15 protein-coding genes are annotated in these 15,415 nt (G+C 64.6%); all 15 read right to left on the bottom strand.

Annotation, left to right across the window (positions count from 1 at the left end; genetic code table 11):
• Nucleotides 1-94 precede the first annotated feature (94 nt).
• The 15 genes from ACTJJX_RS15655 to flgF all read right to left on the bottom strand — a co-directional run bounded on the left by ACTJJX_RS15655 (nt 95) and on the right by flgF (nt 15,263).
• Nucleotides 95-1,261, bottom strand: a complete 1,167-nt coding sequence (locus tag ACTJJX_RS15655; RefSeq protein WP_077688105.1) for an FkbM family methyltransferase — start codon at nt 1,259-1,261, stop codon at nt 95-97.
• On the bottom strand, nt 1,258-1,872 hold the full coding sequence (locus ACTJJX_RS15650) for an acetyltransferase (protein ID WP_016851893.1): 615 nt from the start codon (nt 1,870-1,872) through the stop codon (nt 1,258-1,260). Before ACTJJX_RS15650 ends, ACTJJX_RS15655 begins: the two co-directional genes overlap by 4 nt.
• Entirely contained in the window at nt 1,869-2,999 is a 1,131-nt protein-coding gene (locus tag ACTJJX_RS15645) for an aromatic ring-hydroxylating oxygenase subunit alpha (RefSeq protein WP_003158206.1), read from the bottom strand. The genes ACTJJX_RS15650 and ACTJJX_RS15645 overlap by 4 nt, the downstream gene beginning before the upstream one ends.
• 17 nt (nt 3,000-3,016) lie before the next feature.
• Nucleotides 3,017-3,649, bottom strand: coding sequence for an acetyltransferase (locus tag ACTJJX_RS15640; RefSeq protein ID WP_003158205.1), 633 nt, complete (start codon nt 3,647-3,649; stop codon nt 3,017-3,019).
• Between the two features lie 10 nt (nt 3,650-3,659).
• Nucleotides 3,660-4,427, bottom strand: a complete 768-nt coding sequence (locus ACTJJX_RS15635; RefSeq protein WP_003086422.1) for an SDR family NAD(P)-dependent oxidoreductase — start codon at nt 4,425-4,427, stop codon at nt 3,660-3,662.
• A 25-nt stretch (nt 4,428-4,452) separates the two neighbouring features.
• The gene (locus ACTJJX_RS15630) at nt 4,453-5,493 is read right to left on the bottom strand and encodes a ketoacyl-ACP synthase III (RefSeq protein ID WP_003086420.1); all 1,041 of its coding nucleotides are present in this window, start codon (nt 5,491-5,493) and stop codon (nt 4,453-4,455) included.
• Between the two features lie 2 nt (nt 5,494-5,495).
• The gene (locus ACTJJX_RS15625; RefSeq protein WP_003086419.1) at nt 5,496-5,720 is read right to left on the bottom strand and encodes an acyl carrier protein; all 225 of its coding nucleotides are present in this window, start codon (nt 5,718-5,720) and stop codon (nt 5,496-5,498) included.
• Between the two features lie 54 nt (nt 5,721-5,774).
• The gene (locus ACTJJX_RS15620; protein ID WP_003086416.1) at nt 5,775-6,911 is read right to left on the bottom strand and encodes a DegT/DnrJ/EryC1/StrS family aminotransferase; all 1,137 of its coding nucleotides are present in this window, start codon (nt 6,909-6,911) and stop codon (nt 5,775-5,777) included.
• 288 nt (nt 6,912-7,199) lie between these two features.
• Nucleotides 7,200-8,501 carry a flagellar hook-associated protein FlgL gene (flgL, locus tag ACTJJX_RS15615; protein WP_003086414.1) on the bottom strand — a complete coding sequence of 434 codons (1,302 nt, stop codon included), beginning with the start codon at nt 8,499-8,501 and terminating at the stop codon, nt 7,200-7,202.
• Between the two features lie 38 nt (nt 8,502-8,539).
• The gene (gene flgK / locus ACTJJX_RS15610) at nt 8,540-10,588 is read right to left on the bottom strand and encodes a flagellar hook-associated protein FlgK (RefSeq protein ID WP_016851894.1); all 2,049 of its coding nucleotides are present in this window, start codon (nt 10,586-10,588) and stop codon (nt 8,540-8,542) included.
• Nucleotides 10,589-10,606: 18 nt separating this feature from the next.
• Nucleotides 10,607-11,809: a flagellar assembly peptidoglycan hydrolase FlgJ gene (flgJ, locus tag ACTJJX_RS15605; protein WP_016851895.1), complete on the bottom strand. Its 1,203-nt coding sequence runs from the start codon at nt 11,807-11,809 to the stop codon at nt 10,607-10,609.
• Nucleotides 11,810-11,819: 10 nt separating this feature from the next.
• Entirely contained in the window at nt 11,820-12,929 is a 1,110-nt protein-coding gene (locus ACTJJX_RS15600; RefSeq protein ID WP_003082169.1) for a flagellar basal body P-ring protein FlgI, read from the bottom strand.
• Nucleotides 12,930-12,940: 11 nt separating this feature from the next.
• The gene (gene flgH / locus ACTJJX_RS15595; RefSeq protein ID WP_003082166.1) at nt 12,941-13,636 is read right to left on the bottom strand and encodes a flagellar basal body L-ring protein FlgH; all 696 of its coding nucleotides are present in this window, start codon (nt 13,634-13,636) and stop codon (nt 12,941-12,943) included.
• A gap of 45 nt (nt 13,637-13,681) precedes the next feature.
• On the bottom strand, nt 13,682-14,467 hold the full coding sequence (flgG, locus tag ACTJJX_RS15590) for a flagellar basal-body rod protein FlgG (protein WP_003082164.1): 786 nt from the start codon (nt 14,465-14,467) through the stop codon (nt 13,682-13,684).
• Nucleotides 14,468-14,513: 46 nt separating this feature from the next.
• Nucleotides 14,514-15,263, bottom strand: coding sequence for a flagellar basal-body rod protein FlgF (gene flgF / locus ACTJJX_RS15585; protein ID WP_003082159.1), 750 nt, complete (start codon nt 15,261-15,263; stop codon nt 14,514-14,516).
• Nucleotides 15,264-15,415: the final 152 nt, after the last annotated feature.

The following is a 15,415-nucleotide window of genomic DNA, read 5'->3' as shown; positions in this document are numbered from 1 at the left end:
GCGCATGGTGATCGGAAGAGCCGGGCCATGGCCCTTCGTGTCGCCGCTCCCGGTCTCGACTCCCCGCGGCGGAGCATCTGCTCCGACGAGCGCGTCAGCGCCCTTCACGAAGAGCATCGGGCCAGTCGACATAGAGGATCGTGTCGTAGAAATACAGCGAGTAATGGCGCAGGCGCAGCCGGGCTCCCGCAGCGATCCCGTCGATCGCGGCGACGATGTCCAGCAGGTCCTGCACATGGTGGTAACAGGTGATGGCCATGCGCGGCCGGCACTCGTCGATCAGCCGCGCGGCCCCCCGCAGAACCCGTGCCTCATGGCCTTCCACATCCATTTTCAGCAAGGTCATGACATCGAGGAGATCGTCGAGCCGCACGCACGGCACCTGCACGGTGCCGTCTATCTCGACCCTGCTTCCCATGGTGCCGTGGGCTGCGAATGCGAGATGGCCGCCGGTATCGGACACCGCCTGGTTATGCAGATGGAGACCGACACTTCCAGCAAGCGACGCATGCATGAGCCGGTAATTCGCCGGATCAGGCTCGAAGGCATGGATCGAAGCATATTCATGACGAGCCGCCAGCATGAACTTCTTCACCGTATCGCCATCGTAGGCACCGATATCCACGTAATGCTCGTCGCTTCGCAAGACGATCGGATGCTCGGGGCCCCGGTACAGGGAAAAGTATTCCTGCTCTCCCGGACACAACACGTCCAGCAACGCAGCGCGGTTGCCGTCCAAACGCAGGCGCATGATGGCTTCCAGGGTCTTCCGGCTTCGCTCGTCGGCCAGGCGCTCGCGCAGCGAGACGAACTCGGCGTGATGCTGCATCGCCAATTCGCGAGTCAGCGCGCCGGTCTGGTAGACCAAAGGAATATCCAGCAGGTAGAGAAGCTCGGGCAGATCGAGGGTGATGCATTGCGCAGTCTTCGCCAGGTGATCCAGCGTCAGCCAGGTAGGCAGCGAATAGGCACAATTCACCGCGGGTTTCCCTGCGTGGCATGGTTCCTTCAACTGGGCGGTAGGAATCACTTGGTCGAAACCATCGGGAACGCTATTGCTGGCGAAAAGCACATCGTCCACAGCAATCAGGCGAACCCCAGGCAGACGCTGTGACAAACCGGCAACCACCTGTGAGCGGAACACCCCTCCAAGATAGGAACTAGGCACCAGCACCAATAGATATCCGCTCCGTTCGCATCGCGAAAGGAAGTCCGCCTGCGTCATATCGTTTCCCGCCATCATCGACAGCTCCCCGCTCATAGGATGCGCGCCCCATCGGGCATGAGTTCATCGTAAAAGGAGTAATTGGGCAGCTCCCGGGGAATCCTGCCCGGCAACAACCATTCGCAGTGTCGCCCCACCCGGGTGTCGGCGAGCGCGACGCTGCCCGCACCCAGCGTGCTGCCCTGGCCGATCTCCACTCGCCGTCCCAACTGCACGCCAGCGAGCAGCGTGCTACAGGTTCCGACCCGGCAGTCCTCCTCCACCAGGACCTGCAGCTCCAGCCAACTGCCAGTGCCGATGCGGGCACGACCGGCGAGCACGCAACCGGCGCCGACGAACACGTTGCCCAGCAGTCGCACGCCTTCGCCGACGATGGCCTGAGGCGAGACGATATCGAATAGCCGGTAGCCCGCCAGGCGGATGTCCGCGATGAGCTTGTGGCGGGCGTAGTTCACCGCCCGCTCGTCCAGCGCCACGAATACTTCGCTTTCCGCAGCGGGGTAGCGTTCGAGCAGAGGCGCAATATCGAAGTTGTGTCGATCCGCAGCATTCAGCTCCAGGACCCGGTGTTCCAGTCCCCGTTCCCGCGCGGTACTGTCCGCCCGTTCGAGCGCGCGCCCTTCCCCGACGATGATCGCCTGCTTCATGCCCTCTCCCCCAGTACCTGCGCGCGATACCACAGGTGCTGGCGCACCAGCTGCACCTCGTAGTCGCCGTGCATGAACGGCGGCGAATGTGCGCCCAGCCCCTCCTGGAGGCGTTCCAGGACCAGGGTGTCCTCGCCGATCACGTTACGCTCGCCGCGAATCAGGGTGCTCAGCAAAGCGCTGAAATCGGTCTTCGGATCCTTGCGCCGGGCAGTCATCATCCACAGGTGGTAATCGGTCTCGCCGGGTGCCACCGGATCGTACTGCTGGAGCAGGAAGTGCTCGCCACGGACGCTGCAGAAGTTCACGTTCGGGTAGATGAACCAGTTGTAGTAGGCGTGCTCGTCGCCGTAGCCCTCGCAGAGGTCGGAGAACCAGCTCTTGTAGGGCTGGATCGGCGCCTTGGTGGGGAAGCTCAGCGAACGCAGCTCCGGCGTTTCGCCTTCCTGCAGCAGGCGCAGCACCTCGGACGGCACCGCAGCCTCGCGTGCCAAACCGCGCACCGGAGCGGTCATCACCGGGAGGAAGGTCTTCGGATGGACGAAAGGAACGTGGTTGTAGTCCTTCACGTTCTCCATGTTCAGCTTCCAGTTGTAGCGCACCTTGTGGCAGCTGTAGATCAGCCGCGTATCCAGGTGCGAGGAGACCTCCCGCAAGGTTTCCAGGAATCCATCGTCGAACTGCTCGCGCAGCGGCAACGGGTCGTCCGCCAGGTTGACGAACAGCAGTTGCCCCACCTCTTCCAGGTGCAGCTTGCGCAAGCCGATCCGCGCCCGCTCCTCGGCGCTGAACTGGTACAGACTGGAGTTCGGAATGCCCTGTAGCTGCCCCTCGGCGCCGAACGACCAGGCATGGTACGGGCAGACCAGCGGTCGCTGGCCGGTGCATTCGGTCTGGATCGCCGACAGACGATGCGGACACTGGTTGAGAAAGGCCCGGATGCCGGACTCGGTACGCTGCACCACGACCGGCACGCCGGCGATCTTGCGGGTGAAGAACTGGTTGCGCTCGCGCACCATCGAACTGAAGCCGACGAAGATCCAGAGCCTGCCGAACAGCCTTTCGCGCTCCAGCGCGAGCGTCTGCGGCTCGGTGTAGTGCGCTGCGTCCAGCGCATGGCGAGTCATGTCCACATCCACAACCTTCACTTGCTGAAAATAACCCGGGCCGGATTGCCGACCACGGTCTGTCCGGCCGCCACGTCCTTGAACACCACCGCGCCCATGCCCACCACGGCGTCTTCGCCGATACTGACGTCGCGGGCGATCATCGCCCCGGAGTTGATCACCGCGCGATCGCCCACCTTCACGTAGCCGGCCAGCAAGCAGCGCGGGCCGATGTGTACATAGTCGCCGATGACCACGTCGTGGCCGAGCATGGTTTGCTGGTCGATGAAACCGTAGGCGCCGATACGGCAGTCCACGCCGCTGCTCACGTCGTAGCCGAAGAAGGTCGGGCCGTAGCTGGTCCGCACGCCAAGGGTGCAGCGGGTGCGGATAGCGACGAACTCGGCGCCCTTCGCCAGCAGGCATGCGACCTGCTTCTGGCGACTGAGCGGATCGCCGACCGCGGCGACGAACAGTTGGTCAGGCTCGGCGACGAAGCTCTCCGGATACCCGAGCCACGGATAGTAGAGCGACTCCGCGACCGCTTCGGGGCCGCGCTCGTCGAGAAACCCGCCGATCACCCAGTCGATGCCGTGACCGTAGTCGACCTGCAGCTGGGCCAACACCTGACGCCCCAACCCACCGGCGCCGAGGATGATGATCCTCTTCATTGCATCGTCCTCAACTGATGGTCAGGCCGCCGTCCATCACCAGGGTCGTGCCGGTCACCCAGCGGCTGGCATCGGAAAGCATGAAGATAGCGGCGTTGGCGATATCCTCGGGCTTGCCGAAGCCCATCGGGTGGTTGCTGCGTTGACCGTCCATCGAACCGACCGTCTGGGTGGCTGCATCCAGAAGCGGTGTTTCCACCAGTGATGGAGACAGGCAGTTAACCCGGATGTTGCGCTTCACCACTTCCATGGCCAGGCAGCGGGACATGGCGATCAGAGCGGCCTTGGTTCCCGAGTATGCCCCCACTCCGGCAACCCCGATGTGGGCGGCGATGGAAGCGATGAACAGGATCGAACCGCCGGGCGCTACCAGGTTGCGCTTGAGCAACGCCTGGGTAAGCAGCATCGGCGAGTCGACATTGATCGACTGGACTTCATGCAAGTGCGCTTCGGTCATCATCCGCACTGGACACAGACGGGAAATACCGGCGCTATGCACCAGTCCATGGATTTCGCTGTCGACAGCCGCTACCACCGCAGCGCGCTCCTCGGCTACCCGAAGATCGGCCTGGACAGCACGGTGCGGCAGCTCCGAGATCGACTGCAAGGTTGTCAGGCATCCATCCAGGCGGGTCTGGTCACGTCCGGTAACGATCAGCTCGGCGCCCATCCGCGCGCAGCTCTGCGCGATGGCCAGGCCCAGGCCGGAGCTGGCGCCGGTGACCAGGATGCGCCTGCCCGACAGGCTGAAGGGATTGAAGGAAGTCTCGTCGTTCACTTGGCTGATTCCGCGTTCAAGGCACTCAGGATTCGATCAGGTCGGGGAACTTCGCCCCTTCGATATCCACCAGGCAGGTACCCCAGGACAGGCCGATACCGAAGCCGCAGAGCAACACGCGATTGCGGCCGGCCTCGAGTTCCCGGTTGATCCGCGCGGTCATGGTCACCGGCAGCGAGGCGCCGCTGGTGTTGCCGAAGTCGCGCAGGGTCGAAGGCACCTTCTCTACCGGCAGGCCGAGCTTCTTGCGGATGGTCTCGTTGATCATCCGGTTGGCCTGGTGGAAAACGAAGTAGTCCACTTCGTCCTTGCTCGCACCGGCATAGTCGAGCAGCTTTTCCACCGCCGGCGGTACGCGCTGGGTGGAGAAGCTGAGTACGGCGGTGCCGTCGAGCTGCAGGTCGATGGCACGGTGCCAATGGTCGTTCTCGTCCTCGCGGAACGGCATCAGGTGCTGCACGCCGACCGGTTCGCGATGGCCGCCCACCGGCAGGATGATGGCCTTGTAGCCGCTGCCGTCGCTGTTCAGGTCGAAGTGCATCGGCGGCGCGCCTTCGCAGAACTCCAGCGCCGTCGCGGTGCCCGCGTCGGAGAAGATCGGATCGTTGACACTGGCGCCGCGGTCGCCGACCAGCACAAGGCCCTTCTTCACCCCGCCGGCGGCAATCAGCGAACCCAGCAGGTTGAGGGCGAACGGATAGGCCGAGCAACCCAGGTTGACGTCGAAGGCCACGGTGGAATGCGGCAGCCCCAGGCGGTCCTGGAGGATGATCGCGGTAGCCGGCGCCAGGTAGTCGGGAGACTGGGTCACGACGATCAGCGCATCGACCTCCTCGCGCTTCCACTCCAGGCTTTCCAGCAGGCGCTCGGCGGCGTCGAAGGCCAGGTCGGAGAAGCACTGCCACTCCTGCGCCATGCGCCGCGTCTCGATGCCGATGTTGCGCACCAGGCGTTCGCGCTCGGCGCGCAACTGCGGCTTGCAGTCGGTCAGGTTGGAGATAACGCGCTTGGGGACGCAGGTCGCCATCCCGGCGAAACGGACGTTCTTCAGCGTGGAGGTGGCCATGGTCAGAGTCCGAGCATCTGGTAGAGGTCGCCCACCGTGCGAGCCTTGATCAGGTCTTCACCGGTGATGGTCTTGCCGTATTCCATGTCGAACATGACGATGACCCCGAGCGCGGCCAGCGAGTCCCATTCCGGCAGGTCTTCGAGCTGGGTGTCCATGCTGACCTCGACGGGATTCTGGAAATCGGTGGCGGAAAGGAAGTCTTCGATGAATTTTGCTTGGCTCATTTCTTGTCTACCTGAGTGAGGCGGTTGTTCATTCTGTTATCGGTCGCGACGGGCTCAACTTGATGCTCGCCGCCGCGGCATGGCGGCGGAAGCGATCAGGCCGGCGACGAACTCGACGTCTGCGGCGGCCAGCCCGGGATAGATCGGCAGGCACAGCACCCGCGAGGAAATCGACCGCGCCACCGGAAGATTGGCGGGCGCCGCCGAGGGCAGCGAATGGTACATGGGGAAGTCGCTGATGAGTGGGTAGAAGTAGCGCCGCACCAGCACATCCCTGTCGCGCAGGCGCTGGTACAGCTCGTCGCGCGAAAGCGGAAAATCGTCTTCCACCAGGATCGGGAAATAGGCGTTGTTGGCGAAGGTCTGGGTACCAGGCCGGAGGCACTGGATGCCAGGGACGCCGGCCAGCAGGCGCCGATAGCGCTCGGCGATCTCCCTGCGCTGCTCCAGGGCCTGGTCGACGTGCTTGAGTTGCAGCAGCCCGAAGGCAGCGCCGACCTCGTTGAGCTTGCCGTTGATGCCGGGCATGACCACCGTGACCTCGTCGACGAAGCCGAAATTCTTAAGGTGGTTGAGGCGTTGCCGGGTGTTTTCGTCCGAGCAGATGATCGCACCGCCCTCGAAGGTGTTGAACACCTTGGTGGCATGGAAGCTGAGGATGCTCAGGTCGCCGTGGCGCAGCACGCTGCCGCCGGCGTCGCGCACGGCGAAGGCATGCGCGGCATCGTAGATGACCTTCAGGTGGTGGATATCGGCGATCCGCTGGATCGCCTCGACATCGCAGGGGTTGCCGTAGCAATGCACCGGCAGGATCGCGGTGGTCTGCGGGGTGATCGCCGCCTCGATCCGCGACGGGTCGAGATTCATGGAGTCCTGGTCGATGTCCACGAAGATCGGCTTGAGCCCGTTCCACAGCAGCGCGTGGCTGGTGGCGACGAAGGAGTACGGCGTGGTGATCACCTCGCCGGTCACCCGCAATGCCTGCAGCGCGGTGATGAGCGCCAGGGTGGCGTTGGCGAAGAGCACGATGTGCTTCACCCCCAGGTATTCGCACAGGGCCTCTTCCAACGCATGGTGCATGTCGCCCCCGTTGGTCAGGAAGCGGCTCTCCCAGATCTTTTCCAGGTAGGGGATGAACTCTTCCAGGGGCGGCAGCAGCGGGCTGGTGACCGGGATCGTCTTGTTGTTCATGTAGGGCCCTGATGAATGGATACTCAGGCGAGTAAAGGGCGAAAAACCCGAGCACGCCACTCTATGCAAGGCCCGTACCCAAAGAGCCTGATGCAGGTCAAAGCCCCTGGTCGCGCGGCCCCTGGCTGTTCCACAGGCGCTGCGGCGCGAATCGGCAGTCAAACTTCTGACAAATTCTCCCGTGTTTCCGTAGACCTTGCGGAACATACCCTCCAGCGACACAGGTCCAGTCCCTGCGAACGAAAAGGCCCATGACGGAGTCATGGGCCCTGTTCCACAGTGGGACTGTCACTTCAGGTAGTTGAACAGGCTCAACCCCTGGATCTTCACGTAGCTCTGCTGCGCGGCATCCATGATGGTGGACTGCAACGACAGCCGCGACAACGCCTCGGCGTAGTCCAGGTCCTGGATCTGCGACATCACCGACGCATTCACCAGCTTCACATCGTCGATGAAGGTCTCGGTGCTTTCCACGGTATTCAGGCGCGCGCCGATCTTGCCCTGGCCGCCATCCACGGCGGCAGCCACGGCGGAGAGGTTGGTCAGGGCCACCGCCGTCGCATCGCGGATGGCGTCGTTGCCGGCCTGGTTGTCGGTGGAGCTTTCCAGGGCCTTGCGCAGGTCCGACACCACGTTCAGCAGGCTGCGCTTCTCGCTGCCCGGCTTGTAGTTGACGTTGAACTCGTCGCCCGCCTTCGGCGTGCCGTCGATCGTCACGCTGACGCCGGCGTAGAGCACCTTGTCGATGGTCTTCGGGTCGTCGTCGATGGCGCCCTTGGACAATTGCCAGGCCGGCGGCGAATTCGGATCGTAGGTGGTCCAGTCATAGCCCGGAGGCAGGCTCTTCGGATCGTAGACCACATACTCCTTGTCGCTGACGAAGTGGATGTTGAAGCCGTCGGTTGCCGCAGGCGGATTGCTCGCCGGGAACTGGCTGTCGAAGGCCAGCTCGTCCTCGACCAGGCCGACCGAGATGCGACCGTCGCCGGTATTGCCAGCCGCCGCCTTGGTATCGAGACGAGCGGCATTGACGATGTCCTCGAACAGTACCTTGCCGCTGTCGCTGACCGGAATCCGCGTGCTGCTGGCGATCTGCACCTCGCGCTGGCTCTCGTCGCCCATGTAGCTGTAGGTGCCGTCCTCGTTGCGCACGAACGGCTGCACCGAGCCCTGGGACCCGGAAAACAGGTATTTGCCACTCGCGTCGCGGCTGTTGAGCAGGTTCAGCAACTCGTCCTCGCGCTGGCGCAACTCGCTGGCCAGCGACTTCTTGTCGTTGGAGTCCAGTGCGCCGTCGCCGGCCTGGCCGGCGATCTCACGGATGCGCTGGAGGACGTTGCCAACCGAACGGAGGATGGTTTCTTCCTGGCTCAGGCTGTTCTTCGCCTCGGTCATGCCGGTCTTGTACTGCTCGTTCAACCCCTGCTCCTGGTCCAGGCGCAACAGGCGTACCGAACCGACCGGGTCGTCCGCCGGGGTCAGGATGCGCTTGCCGGTGCTGATCTGCTCGAAGGTACGGTTCAGGTCCGCGTAGTTGCGGGAAATCCCGTTGACCGAGTTGTTGAAGGCCTGGATGGTGGAAATGCGCATGGTGGCGGTCTCGCTGGCTTAGGCCCCGTCGAGAGAACTCAACGGAACGCTCCAATCAGGGTATCGAACAAAGTGCGGGCAACTTGAATCACCTGGGCCGAGGCACCGTAATACTGCTGGAACTGGATCAGGTTGGCCGCCTCTTCGTCGAGGCTCACCCCGGACAACGAATCGCGGCTGTCCTGGGCCTGCTTCAGCACCGTGGCGCTGGCCTCGCTGCTGGCACGCACCTGGGCGGTCAGGGTGCCGACCCGCTCGACCAGGCCACCATAGGCCTCGTTGTAGGTGGAACCGGTGTTGTCGGTGCCGCCGACGGTCGGCTTGGTCTGCAGGGCCAGCAGGTTGAGAGCGTTGCGGTTGTCGGAAATGCCCTTGTCGTTGAAGCCCAGCTTGAAGCTGTCGGAGTTCTGCGGTACGCCGCTGAGCTCGAATTCGTAGCTGTATTTCTGCCCGCTCGGGTCGGTGAACGCCATGCGCACGGTATTGGTATTGCCGCTGGTCAGCGTCGGGCTGCCGGTCAGGGCGTTACCGTCCTTGTCGACGTAGCTCCAGCCGGCCGGCAACGGCGAGGACAGGGTATAGGTCTTGCCGTCGGCGCTGAGCGTCGCGCCCAGGCTGATCCCGTTGGGCCCGAACGCGCCCTGTAGCACCGCCGGGTCCACCGGCGACGGACCGCTGGTGAGGGTCGGCGCGCCGATCTTGCCGGTGCCGCGGTTTTCGGTGGTCGATTCGGTACGCGCGGTACCGGCGAACGCCAGTTGCGAGGCATTCTTCAGCGTCGCCTCGATATCCGCCGCGCCACGCCGGGTCGGCTGCAGGGTGAAGCGGTCGCCGGCAGCCGGGAGCTGGTCGAGGGTCAGGTTGAAGCCCTGGTCGACGCCGTTGGCATCCTTGAACGAGAGGGTGTAGGGACCGGTACCGCTGACCGTGACCTGCATGCTTGCGTCGTCGCCCAGGCGCCGCGCGGTGAAATTGGTGCCGTCGAAGTCCAGGCGGAAATCGCTGGAATTCAGCTTGCTGGTATCGGTGATGTTCAGGTTGGCGTGGACATTACCGGTGTTGCCGTTCTTCGCCAGGACCCGCAGCGCGGTGATGTCCGGATCGTTGATGTCGCCGAACAGGTTGGCGCCGGCCTTGCCGGCCAGGTCGAGGCCCTGCCCCAGCTGCTTGTTGATGGTATCGGCGAGGGTGATCGCCAACTGCCCGAGCTTGTTGTAGCTGCTGTCCAGGGCGCTGTTGCGGTAGGCCAGCAAGCCACCCATCTCGCCGCCGGACACCAGGCCGGTGACGTTCTGTATGGAGTTGCCGTTGCTCAGTTGCACCTGGTAGCGGGTCGGGTCATCCAGCCCGGGCACCACGCTCAGGGTCGACACAGTATTGCCCACCACCAGCGGCTGGCCGCTACCGATGAACAGGCTGACGCTGTTATCGTCCTGGGTGACCGCGGTCACCCCGATCATCTCGGACAGCTTGCGCACGGCTTCGTCGCGCGCATCCATCAGGTCGTTGGGCACCGCGCCCGCCGACTTGGCCTTGGCGATGGCATCGTTGTAGCTGGCCACGCTCTGTGACAGATGGTTGACCTGCGAAGCCAGCGCGCCCAGTTGCTGGTTGATCAGGCTGTTCTGCTTGTCCAACTGGTCGTAGAGGGTATTGAAGGTCTTGCCCAGCCCCTCGGCCTGGGCAAGCACTGCCTCGCGCGCTTCGGTCGAGGAGGGATTGTTGGCGGCGGCCTGCAGTGCGGCGAAGAAGCGCTGCATGGCCGGGCTGACGCCGGTGGTGGTGTTGGACAACAGGCCGTCGAGCTGCTCGATCTGGCTACGGAATGCGCTCAACTCGCTGTTCTGGCTGGTGGCGTTGCGCAACTGGCCGGTGAGGAAGTCGCTGGCCAGGCGGCGCACGTCGACGATCTGGCTGCCCGAGCCCATGTAGCCGGCACCGCTGAACTGCGGGACCTGGGTCTGCTGGATGGCATCCTGGCGACTGTAGCCCGGCGTCTTGACGTTGGTGATGTTGTGCCCGGTGATGGTCAGCCAGGTCTGGCTGGTGCCGAGGCCGGACAGGCCTATCGAGAGTAGGTCGGACATGGGTCAGTTCCTCCTTGCTCAACCCAGAGGCGGCGTGCCGGCGGCGGCGACGGCCTGGTAGGTCTGCATCTGTCTGGCGATCTGCGCCACCTTGCGGGCGTACTGCGGATCGGTGGCGTAGCCGGCGCGCTGCAGTTCCTGCATGAAGCGCTCGGGGTTGGCGGCGCTGTCCAGGGCGTTCTGGTAGCGGTCGTTGCCCTGGAGGAAGCTGACGTAGTCGTGGAAGCTCTGCTCGAACGACGAGTAGGAGCGGAACGCCGCGACCTCCTTGACCGCCTTGCCGCCTTCGTATTCGGTGGTGAGGGCGCGCGCCGAGGCACCATCCCAGCGGCTGCCGGTCTTGATGCCGAACAGGTTGTGGCTGCTGCCGCCATCCTGCTGGCGGATGATCGATTTACCCCAGCCGGTCTCCAGCGCGGCCTGGGCCACCAGGTAGCGGGCATCGACGCCGATCCGCTCAGCGGCCTTCTGGGCCATCGGCAGCATGGTGGCGATGAATTCGTCGGCGGAGGCGAACATCGACTTGCCCCTGGCCAGCGGCGGCTGGGCGATGCGCCGGCTGCCCTGGCTGTCGACGCCATCGGCGGAGAAACCGCGGCGGCTCGCCGCCGGGTAGCTCTGCGCCGGCAGGTAGCTGTCCTGGCCCAGGCTCTGCATCTGGCTGGCGGCCGGCGAGGCGGAGGGAACGATGCCGGCGAGCATGCGCTCGGCCAGCTTGCCCGGCAGCGCCAGGCGCCGCTGGTTGAGCAGCTTCGAGTCGTCGCGGCCGGCTTCCGGCATCGGCAGGGCCTTGCCGGCCTGCGCGCTGGGGTTGCTCGGCCAGCGACCGGCGCCGTTCTCGGCGACCCGGGCGAACGGGTTTTCGCCGTTGCCCCTGGAGCCTTGCTTCATCTTCGACAACTGGCGCACCAGCACGTCGGCCAGGCCGATGCCGCCGGCATTCTTCGACAGGCTCACCGACAGTTGCTGGTCGTACATGTCCTGGTACTGTTTGGTGGTCTGGCTGTTCATGAAATTGCCGTCGCCCAGCGCTTCGTTGGCCGAACGCATGGATTTGAGCATCTCGTTGAGGAACAGCGATTCGAATTCCTGGGCGACCTTGCGGATGTTCGCCTCGCCGTCGCGGTCCTTGCCGACCTTGAGCTGGTTGAGGCGGTTGAGATCGGTATAGGAGCCGCTGTCGGGGCCTGCGCCGATACCGCTGAGCAAACGGGAATCCATGGCGTCGTCCTCAGATCACGATCAAGTCGGCCTGCAACGCGCCGGCCTGCTTCAGGGCTTCGAGGATCGCCATCAGGTCGCTCGGCGCGGCGCCGACCTGGTTCACCGCGCGGACGATGTCGTCCAGGGTGGTGCCGGGACCGAACTTGAACATCGGCTTGGTCTCCTCCTCGGCGTTCACCCGCGAGCGCGGCACCACCGCGGTCTGGCCGTTGGAGAAGGCACCGGGCTGGCTGACGATCGGGTCCTCGGTGATGCTCACGGTCAGGCTGCCGTGGGTGACGGCGGCCGGCGATACCTTGACGTTCTGGCCGATGACGATGGTGCCGGTGCGCGAATTGATGATGACCTTGGCCACCGCCTCGCCCGGCTGCACGTCGAGGTTCTCCAGGATCGACAGGTAGTCGACCCGCTGGTTCGGATCGAGCGGCGCGCTGACCCGCACCGAGCCGCCGTCCACCGCATGGGCGACGCCCGGACCGAGCAGTTCGTTGATGCGGTCGACGATGCGCTTGGCAGTGGTGAAGTCCGGGCGGTTGAGGTTCAGCGTCAGGCTGTTGCCCTGGTCGAAGCCGCTCGGCACCGCGCGTTCGACGGTGGCGCCGGCCGGGATACGTCCGGCGGACGGTACGTTGACGGTGATCTTCGAGCCGTCGCGGCCTTCGGCGTCGAAGCCGCCGACCACCAGGTTGCCCTGGGCGACCGCGTAGACCTGGCCGTCGATACCTTTCAGCGGAGTCATCAGCAGGCTGCCGCCGCGCAGGCTCTTGGCGTTGCCGATGGACGACACGGTGACGTCGATCGGCTGGCCCGGCTTGGCGAACGGCGGCAGGTCGGCATGCACCGATACCGCGGCGACGTTCTTCAACTGCACGTTGCCGACGTTGGCCGGCACCTTGATGCCGAACTGCGCCAGCATGTTGTTGAAGGTCTGCAGGGTGAACGGCGTCTGCGTGGTCTGGTCGCCGCTGCCGCTCAGGCCGACCACCAGGCCATAGCCGATCAACTGGTTGGTCCGCACGCCCTGGATGCTGGCGATATCCTTCAACCGCTCGGCCTGGGCCGCGCCGGCGGCCAGGAGCAGCGCGGCGAGGGCCAGCAGGTGCTTGAACTTGGTCATCGCGAGCGTCCTCAGAACGGCCACAGCGGGCTGAGGAAGAAGCGGTCCAGCCAGCCCGGCTGACTGGCATCGGCGAAGGCGCCGGTGCCGGAATAGGTGATCCGGGCGTCGGCCACGCGGGTCGAGGACACGGTGTTGTCGGTGGCGATATCGTCGGCGCGGACCAGGCCGGCGATGCGCACCAGCTCGTTGCCGGTGTTCAGGGTCATCCACTTCTCGCCGCGCACGGAGAGGATGCCGTTGGGCAGCACCTCGGCCACGGTCACGGTGATCGAGCCGGTCAGGCTGTTGCTCTGCCCCGCCTGGCTATCGCCCTTGGCGTCGCGCGAGCCGCCGTATTCGGCGCTGAGGCTGAGGTCGCCGCCGCCGATCGGGTTGTTGGTGGTCATGCCGCTGCCGAACAGCGAGGTCAGCCCCATCTTGGTCTTGCTGTCCTTCTGGATATCGGAGTTGGCTTTCTTGCTCGCCTGGGTCTTCTCGTTGAGGGTGATGGTGATGATGTCGCCCACGCGGAAGGCCTTGCGGTCGTCGTAGAGGTTCTGCTCGAAACCGGCCTGGTAGATCGCGCCGTTGTTCTGCGCGGCGGGCAGCGGGGTGCGCGGCAGCACCGGCGCGTAGTACGGATCGTTCGGCTTCGGCGGTGGATTGACGCAACCGCCCAGGGCGGTGGCGATGCCAAGCAGGGAGACGATCATCAGCCGGTTCATATCAAGCTACCTCGCGGCGTACAGCCAGGGCCCGGTCAGGGCCCGTCAAAGATTCTGGGTGACGAAGGACAACATCTGGTCGGCGGTGGAGATGACCTTGGAGTTCATCTCGTAGGCGCGCTGGGTGGTGATCATGTTCACCAGTTCCTCGACCACGTTGACGTTGGAGTTTTCCAGGGTGTTCTGGGCAACCGTGCCGAGGCCGTTGAGACCCGGCGTACCGACCTGGGGCGCGCCGCTGGAGCCGGTTTCCAGGAACAGGTTGTTGCCGATGGCCTGCAGGCCGGCCGGGTTGATGAAGTCGGCGGTCTGGATGTTGCCGATCACCTGCGGCTGGGCGTTGCCGGTGGTGGTCACCGAGACGGTGCCGTCCTGGCCGACGGTGAAGGTCTGGGTCTCGTTGGGCACCACGATCGCTGGCTCCAGGGCGAAGCCGTTGGAGGTGACGATCTGCCCGTCGGAGTTCAGGTGGAAGCTGCCGTCGCGGGTGTAGGACACGGTGCCGTCCGGCAGCAGGACCTGGAAGAAGCCGCGCCCGTTGACCGCCATGTCCAGCGGCTGCTCGGTGGTCTGCAGGCTGCCCGGGGTGAAGATCTTCTGGGTGCCGACGACGCGCACACCGGTACCCAGTTGCAGGCCCGAAGGCAGCTCGCTGTCCTGGGTCGACTGGCCGCCCGGCTGGCGCCGGATCTGGTACAGCAGGTCCTGGAACTCCGCGCGGTCGCGCTTGAAGCCGGTGGTGGATACGTTGGCCAGGTTGTTGGAAATGGTGGTCAGGTTCATGTCCTGGGCGGACAGACCGGTCTTGCTGACCCACAGTGCCGATAACATCGTCGTGCTCCTCGGGTGCCGGTTTTATGGCACCACGCTCAAGTGATTAGCTGATTTGCAAAACCCGCGCCATGGCCGCCGAATCGTCCTCGGCGGTGCGCATCATCTTCACGTGCAGCTCGAATTGACGGGACAGCGAGAGGATCGCGGTCATCTCTTCCACCGCGTTCACGTTGCTGCTTTCCAGGAAACCGGAGACCACCTTCACGTTGGCGTCGGCCAGCGGCGCCTGCTCGCCCGGCTGCGGCTTGTAGTGCAGCAGGCCGTCGGTACCCTTCTCCATCTGCTTCAGGTTCGGGTTGACCAGCTTGATCCGGTCCACCACGGCGACCACGTTGGGGTTCTCGCCAAGGGCGCGGATGCTGATGGTGCCGTCCTGGCCGATCTCCACCTTTTCCTCCGGCGGCACGGCGATCGGTCCGCCGTTGCCGAGCACCGGCAAACCGTCGCCGGTGCGCAGCATGCCGAGGGCGTCGATGTGCATGCCGGCGGTACGCACGTAGGCCTCGCTGCCATCCGGCGCCTGGACCGCGACGAAGCCGTCGCCGTCGATGGCGATGTCCAGCTCGTTGCCGGTTTCCTGGAGGCTGCCATGGCTGAAATCGGTACCGGGCCGCTCGCTCATGGCGAATACCCGCGCCGGGAAGCTGTCGCCGAACACCTGCATCGAACGCGCCTGCTCGAAGTCGCGACGAAAGCCGCTGGTCGAGATGTTCGCCAGGTTGTTGGCATGAGCACGCATCGCCAGGGTGTTCTGGCTGGCCCCGCTCATGGAGACGTACAGCATCTTGTCCATCGAATCCTCCAGGCACCGGCACAATCCGCCGGGCTTTCTTGCAGGTTATCCAGCAAGCGCCGTGCCAGAATTCGAAAAAACAATTAATACATTGATTTAAAAGGATTTTATAAAACAGAAAGCCTCCTTTCGGAGGCTTCGGGGGCAACCCC

Source organism: Pseudomonas sp. 22490, from assembly GCF_052044465.1.
Lineage (GTDB): Bacteria > Pseudomonadota > Gammaproteobacteria > Pseudomonadales > Pseudomonadaceae > Pseudomonas > Pseudomonas aeruginosa.
The sequence above is the reverse complement of the archived record's forward strand: the minus strand, read 5'-3'. Positions and strand labels throughout refer to the sequence as shown.

Coding starts and splice junctions, on each gene's coding strand:
- ACTJJX_RS15655 (WP_077688105.1), bottom strand. CDS start 1,261: ATGAGCGGGGAGCTGTCGATGATGGCGGGAAACGATATGACGCAGGCG.
- ACTJJX_RS15650 (WP_016851893.1), bottom strand. CDS start 1,872: ATGAAGCAGGCGATCATCGTCGGGGAAGGGCGCGCGCTCGAACGGGCG.
- ACTJJX_RS15645 (WP_003158206.1), bottom strand. CDS start 2,999: ATGACTCGCCATGCGCTGGACGCAGCGCACTACACCGAGCCGCAGACG.
- ACTJJX_RS15640 (WP_003158205.1), bottom strand. CDS start 3,649: ATGAAGAGGATCATCATCCTCGGCGCCGGTGGGTTGGGGCGTCAGGTG.
- ACTJJX_RS15630 (WP_003086420.1), bottom strand. CDS start 5,493: ATGGCCACCTCCACGCTGAAGAACGTCCGTTTCGCCGGGATGGCGACC.
- ACTJJX_RS15625 (WP_003086419.1), bottom strand. CDS start 5,720: ATGAGCCAAGCAAAATTCATCGAAGACTTCCTTTCCGCCACCGATTTC.
- ACTJJX_RS15620 (WP_003086416.1), bottom strand. CDS start 6,911: ATGAACAACAAGACGATCCCGGTCACCAGCCCGCTGCTGCCGCCCCTG.
- flgL (WP_003086414.1), bottom strand. CDS start 8,501: ATGCGCATTTCCACCATCCAGGCCTTCAACAACTCGGTCAACGGGATT.
- flgK (WP_016851894.1), bottom strand. CDS start 10,588: ATGTCCGACCTACTCTCGATAGGCCTGTCCGGCCTCGGCACCAGCCAG.
- flgJ (WP_016851895.1), bottom strand. CDS start 11,809: ATGGATTCCCGTTTGCTCAGCGGTATCGGCGCAGGCCCCGACAGCGGC.
- ACTJJX_RS15600 (WP_003082169.1), bottom strand. CDS start 12,929: ATGACCAAGTTCAAGCACCTGCTGGCCCTCGCCGCGCTGCTCCTGGCC.
- flgH (WP_003082166.1), bottom strand. CDS start 13,636: ATGAACCGGCTGATGATCGTCTCCCTGCTTGGCATCGCCACCGCCCTG.
- flgG (WP_003082164.1), bottom strand. CDS start 14,467: ATGTTATCGGCACTGTGGGTCAGCAAGACCGGTCTGTCCGCCCAGGAC.
- flgF (WP_003082159.1), bottom strand. CDS start 15,263: ATGGACAAGATGCTGTACGTCTCCATGAGCGGGGCCAGCCAGAACACC.